13 protein-coding genes are annotated in these 12101 nt (G+C 74.0%); 8 read left to right on the top strand and 5 right to left on the bottom strand.

Features of this window, described 5'->3' with window-relative positions; genetic code table 11:
- Positions 1-13 precede the first annotated feature (13 nt).
- From EDD33_RS16540 to EDD33_RS16505, 8 genes are all read left to right on the top strand, one after another.
- Positions 14-289, top strand: a complete 276-nt coding sequence (locus EDD33_RS16540; RefSeq protein ID WP_123392104.1) for a MoaD/ThiS family protein — start codon at positions 14-16, stop codon at positions 287-289.
- A gap of 5 nt (positions 290-294) precedes the next feature.
- Entirely contained in the window at positions 295-762 is a 468-nt protein-coding gene (locus EDD33_RS16535; RefSeq protein ID WP_123392103.1) for a PPOX class F420-dependent oxidoreductase, read from the top strand.
- A gap of 10 nt (positions 763-772) precedes the next feature.
- Positions 773-1237 (top strand): OsmC family protein, encoded by a 465-nt coding sequence (locus tag EDD33_RS16530; RefSeq protein ID WP_123392101.1) that lies wholly within the window; start codon positions 773-775, stop codon positions 1235-1237.
- Between the two features lie 10 nt (positions 1238-1247).
- Positions 1248-2132, top strand: a complete 885-nt coding sequence (locus EDD33_RS16525; protein WP_170169853.1) for an ATP-grasp domain-containing protein — start codon at positions 1248-1250, stop codon at positions 2130-2132.
- 69 nt (positions 2133-2201) lie between these two features.
- Positions 2202-3068 carry an SGNH/GDSL hydrolase family protein gene (locus tag EDD33_RS16520; RefSeq protein WP_246003561.1) on the top strand — a complete coding sequence of 289 codons (867 nt, stop codon included), beginning with the start codon at positions 2202-2204 and terminating at the stop codon, positions 3066-3068.
- A gap of 172 nt (positions 3069-3240) precedes the next feature.
- Positions 3241-4869: a chaperonin GroEL gene (gene groL / locus EDD33_RS16515; protein ID WP_123392098.1), complete on the top strand. Its 1629-nt coding sequence runs from the start codon at positions 3241-3243 to the stop codon at positions 4867-4869.
- A gap of 228 nt (positions 4870-5097) precedes the next feature.
- Positions 5098-5610 (top strand): SRPBCC family protein, encoded by a 513-nt coding sequence (locus EDD33_RS16510; protein WP_123392097.1) that lies wholly within the window; start codon positions 5098-5100, stop codon positions 5608-5610.
- Positions 5607-6008, top strand: a complete 402-nt coding sequence (locus EDD33_RS16505) for a MauE/DoxX family redox-associated membrane protein (protein WP_246003560.1) — start codon at positions 5607-5609, stop codon at positions 6006-6008. Before EDD33_RS16510 ends, EDD33_RS16505 begins: the two co-directional genes overlap by 4 nt.
- On the opposite strand, the gene EDD33_RS16500 is transcribed toward EDD33_RS16505, so the two are convergent.
- From EDD33_RS16500 to nirB, 5 genes are all read right to left on the bottom strand, one after another.
- Positions 6005-7219 carry an MFS transporter gene (locus EDD33_RS16500; protein WP_123392096.1) on the bottom strand — a complete coding sequence of 405 codons (1215 nt, stop codon included), beginning with the start codon at positions 7217-7219 and terminating at the stop codon, positions 6005-6007. The genes EDD33_RS16505 and EDD33_RS16500 overlap by 4 nt on opposite strands.
- Positions 7220-7300: 81 nt before the next feature.
- Complete coding sequence (locus EDD33_RS16495; protein WP_123392095.1) at positions 7301-8029, bottom strand: sirohydrochlorin chelatase; 729 nt, start codon at positions 8027-8029, stop codon at positions 7301-7303.
- Positions 8026-9147 carry a uroporphyrinogen-III synthase gene (locus EDD33_RS16490; RefSeq protein WP_123392093.1) on the bottom strand — a complete coding sequence of 374 codons (1122 nt, stop codon included), beginning with the start codon at positions 9145-9147 and terminating at the stop codon, positions 8026-8028. Before EDD33_RS16490 ends, EDD33_RS16495 begins: the two co-directional genes overlap by 4 nt.
- Positions 9144-9542, bottom strand: coding sequence for a nitrite reductase small subunit NirD (gene nirD / locus EDD33_RS16485; RefSeq protein WP_123392092.1), 399 nt, complete (start codon positions 9540-9542; stop codon positions 9144-9146). Before nirD ends, EDD33_RS16490 begins: the two co-directional genes overlap by 4 nt.
- Positions 9539-12085, bottom strand: a complete 2547-nt coding sequence (gene nirB / locus EDD33_RS16480; protein ID WP_123393570.1) for a nitrite reductase large subunit NirB — start codon at positions 12083-12085, stop codon at positions 9539-9541. Before nirB ends, nirD begins: the two co-directional genes overlap by 4 nt.
- Positions 12086-12101 lie beyond the last annotated feature (16 nt).

Below are 12101 nucleotides of genomic sequence, written 5' to 3'. Positions count from 1 at the left end.
GCGAGGAGCACCCATGAGCGTCAGCGTCCGCATCCCCACCATCCTGCGCACCTACACCGACGGCAGCTCGGAGGTGGACGCCGGCGGCGCCACCCTGGCCGAGGTGCTCGACGACCTCGAGGCCCACCACACCGGCATCCGGGCCCGGATCCTCGACGACACCGGGGCGCTGCGGCGCTTCGTCAACGTCTACGTCGGCAACGACGACGTGCGCTTCCTCGACGGGCTGGGCACGCCCACCCCCGACGGCACCCAGATCAGCATCATCCCGGCCGTCGCGGGCGGCTGACCGGCATGGCTCGCAGGATCGCCACCAACGACCGCGTCGGGCGCGAGGAGCTGCTCGACTTCGTCCGGCCACGCCACCGGGCCGTGCTCGTCACCACCCGCAGGGACGGCAGCCCGCAGCTCTCGCCGGTCACCTGCGGGGTCGACGAGGAGGGTCGGGTGGTCATCTCGACCTACCCGCAGCGGGCCAAGGTCGCCAACCTGCGTCGCGACCCCCGCACGACGGTGATGATCCAGAGCGACGACTGGGACGGTCCCTGGGTGCAGCTCGACGGCACCGCCGAGGTGATCGACATGCCCGAGGCCCGCGAGCCGCTGGTCGACTACTTCCGCAGCATCTCCGGGGAGCACCCCGACTGGGAGGAGTACCGCGACGCCATGGAGAAGCAGGGCAAGTCGCTGCTCCGGGTGACCATCGAGCGGTGGGGCCCGATCGCGACCGGTGGCTTCCCGCCCGAGCACGCCGACGACTGAGGTCGGCGCCGTGGCGACCCACCACTACCGGCTCGAGACCACGTGGACCGGCGACCGCGGCACCGGGACGAGCGGTTACCGCGACTACGACCGTGACGTGACGCTGCGGGCGGCGGGCAAGCCCGACCTGCTGGGCTCCGCCGACAAGCCGTTCCGCGGCGACCCGTCACGCTGGAACCCCGAGGAGCTGCTGCTCGCGGCGCTCTCCCAGTGCCACCTGCTGTCCTACCTCCACGTCGCGGTGACGCACGGCGTCGTCGTCACCGGCTACCGCGACGCCGCCACCGGGAGCATGGAGCAGCAGGGGATCGGGGGCCGGTTCACCGAGGTCGTGCTGCACCCCGAGGTCACCGTCGCCGACCCGGCCCACCTCGACCTGGCCACGCGGATCCACGCCGAGGCCTCGGCCGCGTGCTTCATCGCCGCCTCGGTGGCCTTCCCCGTGCGCCACGAACCGGTCACCCGCAGCGCCTAGGGTGCGGGGCGTGGCCACCACCAAGCCGACCGTCCTGCTCGCCACCTGCGCCCAGCTGCCCGCCGGCGAGGAGGGGGACGGCACCGACCACCTGGGCACCGCCCTGCGCGCCCACGGCCTCGACCCGCGCTGGGTGGTCTGGGACGACGCGGGGGTCGACTGGTCGGCCGGTCTGGTCGCGGTCCGCTCGACGTGGGACTACGAGGCCCGTCGCGAGGAGTTCCTGGGCTGGGCGGCCGGACTGCCGTGGCTGCTCAACTCCGCCGAGGTGTTCGCCTGGAACACCGACAAGGCCTACCTCGCCCCGCTCGGCGAGCGCGTCGCGGTGGTGCCGACCGTGCTGGTCGAGGACGAGCCCGACCTGCCGTGCGCCATCGCCGAGGTCTCGCCCGGCGAGGTGCCCGCGGCGGTGGTGAAGCCGCGGGTGGGGGCCGGCGGGCGCGGCGTCGTGGTCTTCGACGGCGCCGACGAGCCCTCGGGCACCGACGAGTCCGGGCTCGGCCCGGGGCCGTGGGTGGTGCAGCCGCTCGTGGGCTCGGTCCGCACCGAGGGCGAGACGTCGGTGTTCGTCATCGACGGCGAGGTGGTCTCGCAGGCGCGCAAGATCCCGGCGTCCGGCGAGATCCGGGTGCACCAGCAGTACGGCGGCAGCACGGTCGCCGTCCCGGTCTCCGCGGAGGCGGCCGACCTGGCCCGTCGTACGGTCGCGGCGGCGGGGGAGCTCCTCGGCCGCCCGCTCGACTACGCCCGGGTCGACCAGATGCGGCTCGACGACGGCCGGCTGGCGGTCAGCGAGCTCGAGGTGACCGAGCCCAGCCTCTACCTCGACGTGCTGCCGGACAACGCCGCCGCCTTCGCGGCCCTGGTGGCAGACCGGGTCGCCCGCGGCCGCTGAGCACCGACGTTCAGCCGGGCGCCACACGGTGTTGACCGGACGTTGCCCGGGATGAGGTGGGCTGCCGCCGTGTCCCCGTCGTCGATCGCGCCCCCGGCCCCGCCCGTACGCCGCTCCGCCGCCGCGTTCGCCGTCACCGCCGGCCTCGCCGCGGTCCTCGGCACGGCCGCCCTCGGCGGCCGGGGCCTGCTGGTCCGGCAGGCGGCGCAGGCCCGGGAGCTCATCGGCAAGCCGCTGGGGGAGGACGCGCTCGCGGCCGACCGGACCTTCAAGAAGAAGCAGGGTCGGCGCATCGAGCTGCTGGTCCTCGGTGACTCCGTCGCCGCGGGGCTCGGGGCCGAGCGTCCGCGCGACACCCTCGGGGCGCGGCTGGCGCGCTCACTGGCCAAGCGCACCGGTCGCGCGGTGAGGCTGCGCACGGCGGCGGTCGTCGGGTCGGAGAGCAGCGCGCTGCTGGGCCAGGTCGCCGGGCTGCGGCCGTCGTACCGTCCCGACGTGGCCGTGGTGGTCGTCGGCGGCAACGACGTGACCCACCGGGTGCCGGTGGCCGAGTCGGTCGCCCACCTCGTGGCGTGCGTCGAGGCGCTGCAGGAGCTCGGGGCCGAGGTCGTGGTCGGCACCTGCCCCGACCTCGGGATGCTGCGACCGCTGCGGCAGCCGCTGCGGCGCCTGGCCTCCCGGGCCTCCCGCCAGCTCGCGGCAGCGCAGGCGCGGGCGGTCGCCCCGCTGGGCGCCACCGTGGTGTCCCTCTCCGAGGCGGTCGGGCACCACTTCGTGCGCGAGCCCGACGTGATGTTCAGCCTCGACCGCTTCCACCCCTCCTCCGTGGGCTACAAGCGCACCGCGCAGGCGTTGGTGCCGCACCTCGAGGCGGCCCTGGTCCGACCCCGCCACGAGGCGGGGCCGACGTTTGCACTCGCTGGGGGCGAGTGCTAAAAATGCACTGGCACTCTCCTCGTGAGAGTGCCACCAGCACAGCACCGCACATGGCCACCGAGTCGAGGTCAGGCAGCGACGGCGTGAAGGGTACGCCGGGTCGGTCCGGACCGTCCGTCGCGGGCGACGACGTGGGCCATCCATTCACTTAGCGTGAGGAACCACCAGAGTCATGCCGAAGCTGATTGCTTTCAACGAAGAGGCCCGCCGCGGTCTCGAGCGCGGGATGAACACCCTCGCCGACGCGGTCAAGGTCACGCTCGGTCCCAAGGGCCGCAACGTCGTCCTGGAGAAGAAGTGGGGCGCCCCCACGATCACCAACGACGGCGTCTCCATCGCCAAGGAGATCGAGCTCGAGGACCCCTACGAGAAGATCGGTGCCGAGCTCGTCAAGGAGGTCGCCAAGAAGACCGACGACGTCGCGGGCGACGGCACCACCACCGCCACCGTCCTGGCCCAGGCCATGGTCCGCGAGGGCCTGCGCAACGTCGCGGCCGGCGCCAACCCGATGGCGCTCAAGCGCGGCATCGAGCAGGCCGTCGCCTCGGTCTCCGAGCAGCTGCTCGCGATGGCCAAGGACGTCGAGACCAAGGAGCAGATCGCGGCCACGGCCTCGATCTCCGCTGCGGACGCCACCGTCGGCGAGGCCATCGCCGAGGCGATGGACAAGGTCGGCAAGGAAGGCGTCATCACGGTCGAGGAGTCCAACACCTTCGGGCTGGACCTCGAGCTGACCGAGGGGATGCGCTTCGACAAGGGCTACATCTCGCAGTACTTCATGACCGACCCGGAGCGCATGGAGGCCGTCCTCGACGACCCCTACATCCTCATCGCCAACTCCAAGGTCTCCACGGTCAAGGACCTGCTCCCGCTGCTCGAGAAGATCATGCAGTCGGGCAAGCCGCTGCTGATCATCGCCGAGGACATCGAGGGCGAGGCGCTCTCCACCCTGGTCGTCAACAAGATCCGCGGCACCTTCAAGTCGGTCGCCGTCAAGGCCCCCGGCTTCGGTGACCGTCGCAAGGCGATGATGCAGGACATCGCGATCCTCACCGGTGGCCAGGTCATCTCCGAGGACGTCGGCCTCAAGCTGGAGTCCGCCGGCATCGAGCTGCTCGGCCAGGCCCGCAAGGTCGTCGTCACCAAGGACGAGACCACCATCGTCGAGGGTGTGGGCGATGCCGACCAGATCGCCGGTCGCGTCAACCAGATCCGCAACGAGATCGACAAGAGCGACTCCGACTACGACCGCGAGAAGCTGCAGGAGCGCCTGGCCAAGCTGGCCGGCGGTGTCGCGGTGATCAAGGTCGGCGCGGCCACCGAGGTCGAGCTCAAGGAGCGCAAGCACCGCATCGAGGACGCCGTCCGCAACGCCAAGGCGGCCGTCGAGGAGGGCATCGTCGCCGGCGGTGGCGTGGCGCTGGTCCAGGCTGCTGCCTCCGCGTTCGAGAAGCTCGACCTCGAGGGCGACGAGGCCACCGGTGCCAACATCGTCCGCGTGGCGACCGAGGCCCCGCTGAAGCAGATCGCGGTCAACGCCGGCCTCGAGGGCGGCGTCGTGGCGGAGAAGGTGCGCAACCTGACCCCCGGTCACGGTCTCAACGCGGCCAACGGCGAGTACGTCGACATGATCGCCGAGGGCATCATCGACCCCGCCAAGGTCACCCGCTCGGCGCTGCAGAACGCCGCGTCGATCGCCGCGCTGTTCCTCACCACCGAGGCCGTCGTGGCCGACAAGCCCGAGAAGGCCGCCCCCATGGGTGGCGACCCCTCCGGCGGCATGGGCGGCATGGACTTCTAAGTCCAGCCCCTCGCTCCACCTGATCCACCCGCAGGGCCCCGGTCTCACGACCGGGGCCCTGCGGCGTCGTACGCCGGCAGCGCCTGATTCCCCGGACGTCCGGGGAACTGGGGACTGGTCAGCCGTCAGGACGGCCGACAGGTGCCGGAGAAGGCCGACGAGTGACTCGTGCGCCGACCCGGCGACGCCCTGGCTAGGCTCCCCACCCACCAGCCCCGAGGAGATGCGATGACCCGCGACCTGACCGTGAGCGACAGCGTGGTGGTCGACGCCCCGGCGTCGGTCATCTGGGCGCAGCTGGCCGACCCCACCCAGATGCCCCGGTGGAGCCCGGAGAACACCGGCGCCCGGCTCGAGGGGGACGCGGTCGACGGCGGTCGTCCGCTCACCGAGGGCGAGTCGTTCTCGGGGACGAACAAGCGGGGTCGGGCGCGGTGGACCACCCGGTGCGTCGTACGCCGCTCGGTGCCGGGGGAGCGGTTCTGCTTCGACGTCGTGGGCTGGGGCGTCGGCAGCCCGCGGCTGCGCGTGAAGGTCGCGCGGTGGGACTACGCCCTCGAGCCGGTCGAGGGCGGGACCCGGGTGACCGAGACCTGGAGCGACGGGCGGCGCGGCTGGCCGACCTGGCTGGCGAACGCCTTCGACAAGGCGGCCGCCGGTCGGCCGTTCGCGCAGTTCCAGCGCCGCAACATCGCCCGCACCCTGGCTGCGCTGAAGGCCGACCTCGACGGCGCCACGTGATCCAGCCGGGTGCGCCGCGGCTGGGCTGGGCGTGGGTCGTGGTCGTGCTGTTCACGGCCTCGGGGGTGCTGCACCTGGTGCGGCCCTCGGCGTTCGAGGCGCAGGTGCCCGACTTCCTGCCGCTGCAGACCGCCGTCGTGGTCGTCTCCGGCGTGCTCGAGCTGGCCTGCGCGGCGCTGCTGCTCCTGCCCCGCACTCGACGTCTCGGCGGCCTCGCCGCGGCACTGCTGCTGGTCGCGGTCTTCCCGGGCAACCTGTGGCAGAGCTGGGAGGCGTGGCAGGACCACCAGGCGGGCGAGGCGAGCACGGCGTACCTCGTCGGCACGCTGGTGCGGCTGCCCCTCCAGCTTCCGCTGGTCTGGTGGACCTGGCGGCTCTGGCGGGGACGTCGGGGCTAGACCCCGGTGCGACGTGCGTACGACGCCCGGGCGACGAGCCCGGCGAGCAGGACCGACGCGCCGGCGACGGCGACGACGAGCAGGGCGGCCGTGGGCCCGGCTCCGTCGACCAGCCCGCCGGCCGCCGCGGCCCCCGCCGCGACGCCCACGACGTTGGCCGTCGACAGCGCCGTCATGGTGGTGGTCGCCCAGTCGGGCGGGGCCAACCGCTCGGCCAGGGCGTAGGCGCTGATCAGCGTCGGCGCCAGCGCGGTGCCGAGCAGCAGCATCGCGCCGGCGAGCGCCAGGGGTGTCGTGGCAGCCGCGAGCAGCAGGCCGGCCGCGACCATCGCACCACCGGAGACGACGATGCGCAGCTCGTGGCCGATGCGCTCCGGCAGCCGGGTGGTGAGCAGCGCGGTGACCGCCGAGCCGACGGCCCCGACCCCGTAGACCAGCCCGGTCAGGGCGTCGTCGCCGGTGAGCGCCAGCCGGGCCGCGAGCCCGGTCTGGGAGGCGCCGAAGACCACGCCGACCGAGCCGAGGGCGAGGAGCAGCACCGCCAGCCGCGCGACCGGCAGCGGGCTGTGGACCTCGTGGGCGGAGCGGCGTGGACGCGCCCGCAGCGCGCTGCGGTGCAGCCCGAACCCGAGGTGGGCGACGACGGCCAGGCCGAGGGCGAGCCACAGCGGGGCGGCGGGGGCGACCAGCGCGGCGAGGGTGCCGACCAGCACCGGGCCGAGCACGAACGACACCTCGTCGAGGGCGCCCTCCAGCGCCATCGCCGCCGACACGAAGCCGCGCTCGTCGTCGCGCCCCCGGCCCCGCGCCGACCAGCGGGTGCGGGCCATCGCGCCCATCTGAGGGTTGCTGAGCCCGACGACCGCGCCGAGCCCGAGCAGCAGCGGGAGCGGGAGCGTCGAGACGAGGAGGGTCAGCAGCGCCGCAGCCTGGACCAGCGTGACGACCAGCGCCACGCCCCGCTGCCCGAGCCGGTCGGCGAGCGCGCCGACGAGCGGGCCGCCGGCGGCGGCACCGAGACTGAGTGCGGCGACCGCGAGGCCGCCGGTGCCGTAGGAGCCGGTGCGGTTCGCGACGAGCAGCAGCAGGCCGAGCGGCAGCATCGCCGTCGGCAGCCGGGCCGCGGCGTCGAGGACGAGGAAGTCACGACCGCCGGCACGGGCGACGCCCGTCAGTGAGGTGCGGGGGACGGGGTGGGTCGAGGTGGTCATGCGGGGCGAGCTCCGGGGTGCGGCGGGGACGGCGCGCGCCACCCCACCACTGACGCGCCTGACCCCTGAGCAGGCCCGAGTCTAGCCGAGGGGAGCGGTGTCGACGCCCGCGCGCAGGTCGGCCGGGTCGATCGAGAACAGCGCCCGGGTGCGGCGCACGACGAGGTCGACCACGAGCGGGTGCGGTCCGATCACGTCGGCCACCAGCGTCGCTCCGGCCTCGCGGGCGACCCGGGCGGCGCGGTCGGCGAAGAACCCCGAGGCCAGGAGGTACGGCGAGACGAGGTCGCCCGCGCGCACCACCTCCTCGGGCCGGCGGCCCAGGCCCGACAGCGTCGAGACGCGCACCGGGCCGCCCCAGGCGCGGGCGAGCAGGTCAGCGGCGCGCTCGAGGTCGCGGGTGGCCAGGGCGTCGCTCGAGCCGGCCGCGACCATGACGAGCGGGTCGCCCGGCGTGGCGCCGACGCGGCGGAGCTGGTCGACCTGGGCGTCGGCGAGCAGGGCGTGGGGGCCGAGCGAGCGCCCCAGCACGACGGGTCCACCCGCTCCCGCGACCGCCTCGGGCAGGTCCTGGCGCAGGTGGAAGCCGGTCGAGAGCAGCAGCGGCAGCACCACGGTCGGTGTCGCGGAGGTGGCGAGTACCTCGGTCAGCAGCGGGTCGCACAGCTCGACGTACGACGTGACGGCCTCGCACCCCAGGCGCTCGGCCGCGAGCCGGGTGATCTCGACGGCGACCCGGTTGCCGGCCGCCTTGCGAGTGCCGTGGGCGACCGTGACCAGGCGCCGCGCCCCGTCCGTCGGCGTGCTCACGCGACCGCCAGCCGGTAGCCGCGCTTGACCACGGTCTGCACCGCCCGGGTGCCGAGCGCGGCCCGCAGCCGGGCGACCGCCATCTCGACGGCGTGCTCGCTGCCGGCGGTGCCGCTGGGCAGCATCGCGAGCAGCGCCTGGCGGGAGACCACGTTGCCGGGGTTGCTGACCAGCGCCTGCAGCACCGACGCCGGCGCGGCGGAGAGCCGCACCTCGACGCCGTCGACGAGCACCTCCTCGCCGTGCAGCAGCAGCTGGTGGCCGCTGGCGAGCTCGAGTGCGAGGCCCTCGCGCCGCGAGGGCAGCTCGGCCTCGAGCTGCTTGACCATGGCGGCGAGCCGGGAGCGCTCGGGGAAGATCGTGGGCACGCCCCACAGCTCGAAGGCGGCCGAGGTGACCGGGCCGACGCACGAGGCGACGACGTCGGCCTGGAAGGCCGAGACCACCTCGTCGCGGCGGCCGGTCGAGCCCGCCGCGTCCATCAGCGCGGCGACGGCCGGGGCGGAGGTGAAGGTGACGGCGTCGAGGCGGCGGTCGGCGATCTGGTCGATCAGCCCGAAGACGGGCTCGAGGTCCTCGGCTACGACGACGCGGTAGACGCTGACCGTGGTCACGTCGGCCCCCCGGCGCCGCAGCGCGTGGCCGACCATCGACAGCGACTGGCCGTGCTCCTGCACCACGATCCGGCGCCCCGTCAGGTCGCGGCCGCGCAGGTGGTCCAGCACGTCCTCGAACTCCTCGGACTCGGGTGACCAGAGCTCGCGCAGGCCGTAGCGGCGCAGCGCCCCGACGCTCTTGGGGCCGCGGGCCAGGATCTCGGCCTCGCCGATCCGGGCGAGCAGGGGCTCGAGCAGCCCCCAGCGGGCGGCGGCCTCGAACCACGCCTTCATGCCGATGCCGGTGGTGGCGAGGAAGAGGTCGAGCGGGCGGGCGAGCACGTCGTCGGTCGCGGCGCGCAGCTGGGCGTCGTCGACCCGGTGGGGGTCGAGCGACAGCGCGGGCGCCACCTCGACGTGGGCGCCCCGGCGCTCCAGCAGCGCGACCTGCTCCTCGGCCTTGCGGGCCGCGGTCACGCCGATGCGGTAGCCGGCCAGCGGCCGGTCGCCGGGCTGCGTCACTCGTCCTCCGTCCCCGGCTCCTGGCCGGTCTCGCGCTGGGTGGTCCGCTCGGGTCCGACGAGGACGACGCCGTCCTCGACCCTGGTGTCGTACGTCGGGACGCCGACCGTCTCGTCGTCCAGGCACCGCCCCGACCGCAGGTCGAAGGCCTGCTTGTGCATCGGAGAGGCGACGTACGGGACCGCCTCCCCACCGCTGGTCCTCGACCCGACGATGCCCCGGGAGAGCACCGACGCCCGTGAGAAGGGATCGTAGTTGGACAGCGCGAACACCTCGTCGGCCCAGGTCCGGAAGACCGCGACCGCCCGCCCCTCCACGAGCGCGGCGACCCCGCCCTCGACCTCGACGTCGGCCAGGCGGCAGACGGGGGTCCACGTGGTCGTGGACGTGGTCATCGCGGGGCCCCCACGGGGATCGTCGCGCCGAGCTGCACCGGGCCGTCGGCCTCGGCCGGCTGCACCTGGTCGCGGCTGGTGGTGAAGCTGATCTGGGGGTCGGGGACGTCCGGGGCGTTGACGAAGGAGACGAACCGCGCCAGCTTGGCCGGGTCCTCCAGGGTGGCGGCCCACTCGTCGAAGTAGGTGTCGACGTGGCGGGCCATCGCGGCCTCCAGCTCGGTGCCCAGCCCGAGCGCGTCGTCGACGACGACCTCGCGGAGCCGGTCGAGCCCGCCCTCGAGGCTGTCCACCCACGGAGCGGTGCGCTGCAGCCGGTCGGCGGTGCGGACGTAGTACATGAGGTAGCGGTCGAGGTAGCGGACCAGGGTCTCGGTGTCGAGGTCGCCCGCGAGCAGCCGGGCGTGGACGGGGGTGGCGCCGCCGTTGCCGCCGACGTAGAGGTTCCAGCCCTTCTCGCTCGCGATCACGCCGAAGTCCTTGCCGCGCGCCTCGGCGCACTCGCGGGCGCAGCCGCTGACGCCGCCCTTGAGCTTGTGCGGCGAGCGGAGCCCGCGGTAGCGCTCCTCGAGCATGATCGCGAGGCTGGTGGAGTCCTGGACGCCGAAGCGGCACCACGTCGAGCCGACGCACGACTTCACGGTGCGCAGCGACTTGCCGTAGGCATGACCCGACTCGAAGCCGGCGTCGACCAGCCGCCGCCAGATCAGCGGCAGCTGCTCGAGCCGGGCACCGAACAGGTCGATCCGCTGGCCACCGGTGATCTTGGTGTAGAGGTCGAAGTCGCGGGCCACCTCGCCGATCACGATCAGCTTCTCCGGGGTGATCTCGCCGCCGGCGATGCGCGGGACGACGGAGTAGGTGCCGTTCTTCTGGATGTTGGCCAGGTAGGCGTCGTTGGTGTCCTGCAGCGTCCGTGCCGGACCCTCCAGCACGTGGTGGTTGAGCTGGCTGGCCAGCACCGAGGCGACCGCCGGCTTGCAGACCTCGCAGCCGCGGCCCGTGCCGTGGGCGGCCACGATCTGGTCGAACCGGGTGTAGCCGTGGATCGCGACGACCTCGAACAGCTCGGCGCGGGTCATCGCGAAGTGCTCGCACAGGCTGGTGTCGACCTCGCGGCCCTGGGCCGCGAACCAGTCCTCGACGATCTTCTTCACCGTCGGCTTGCACGACCCGCAGGTGCTGCCCGCGCCCGAGCACCGCGTCACGCACGCGGGGGAGTCGCAGGGCGCGTCCTCGCGGGCGACGTGGTCGACGATCTGGGCCTTGGTGACGTCGTTGCACGAGCAGACCTGCGCCTCGTCCGGCAGCCCGAGCTCGGCGCCGCCGCGGCCCGCGGGCAGGATCAGCTCCTCGGGGTTGTCGGGCAGCGCGATGCCGGAGGAGACCATCGGCCGGAGCACGCCGTACGCCGTCGCGTCGCCGACGAGGATGCCGCCCAGCAGCGTGCGGCCGTCCTCGGAGATGACGAGCTTCTTGTAGGTCCCGGCGACCGCGTCGGAGAACACCAGCTCCAGCGCGCCGGGCGTGGTCGCGAAGGCGTCGCCGAAGGAGGCGACGTCGACGCCGAGCAGCTTGAGCTTGGTCGACATGTCGGCGCCGGTGAAGGTGCCCGGCCCGCCGGTCAGCGCGTCGACGACGACCTCGGCCATGGCGTAGCCGGGGGCGACCAGGCCGTACATCCGGCCCGCGGGCGCGGCGCACTCGCCGATCGCCCACACGTGGGGGTCGGAGGTGCGGCACCGCTCGTCGACCAGCACCCCGCCGCGCTCGGCGACGGCGAGCCCGGCCGCGCGGGCCAGGGCGTCCCGGGGCCGGATGCCGGCGGAGAAGACCACCACCTCGGCGGGCACGTGCTCGCCGTCCTGCAGCTCCAGCCCGGTCACCCGGCCGGCCTCGCCGGTCACCGCGCTGGTCCTCGCCTCGCAGTGGACGTGCAGCCCGAGCCGCTCCACGTGACGGGTCAGCGTGGCCCCGCCGACGGCGTCGACCTGGACGGCCATCAGGCGGGGCGCCATCTCGACCACGTGGGTCTCCAGGCCGAGCTGGGCCAGCGCGTTGGCGGCCTCCAGCCCGAGCAGGCCGCCGCCGACGACGGCCCCGACCCGGGCGCCGGTCGCCGCGTCGCGGATCGCCTCGAGGTCCTCGATGGTGCGGTAGACGAAGCAGCCGTCGAGGTCGGTGCCGGCGATCGGCGGCACGAACGGTGCGGCGCCGGTGGCGAGCACCAGCTCGTCGTACTCCAGGTCGCCCTCGGCGAAGCGGACGCGGCGCTGCTCGGGGTCGATGCCGAGGACCTCGGTGCCGAGGAGGAGGCGGACGCGGGGGTCGTCGTAGGCCCCCGTGGGGAGCAGCGAGAGGGCCTCGGCGCCGACCTCGAAGAACGAGGTGAGCCCGACCCGGTCGTACGCCGCCCGCGTCTCCTGGCCGACCACGACGACGTCGTGGGTCTCGGTCAGGCCGCGCTCGACGGCGGCCTGCACGAAGCGGTGGCCGACCATGCCGTGGCCGACGACGACGAGGGTCTTGCGCTGGTGTGCCATCACGGGGGATGTCCCT

The sequence above is a fragment of the Nocardioides aurantiacus genome, assembly GCF_003752505.1.
GTDB lineage: Bacteria > Actinomycetota > Actinomycetes > Propionibacteriales > Nocardioidaceae > Marmoricola > Marmoricola aurantiacus.
This window is presented reverse-complemented; position numbering and strand designations above follow the sequence as displayed.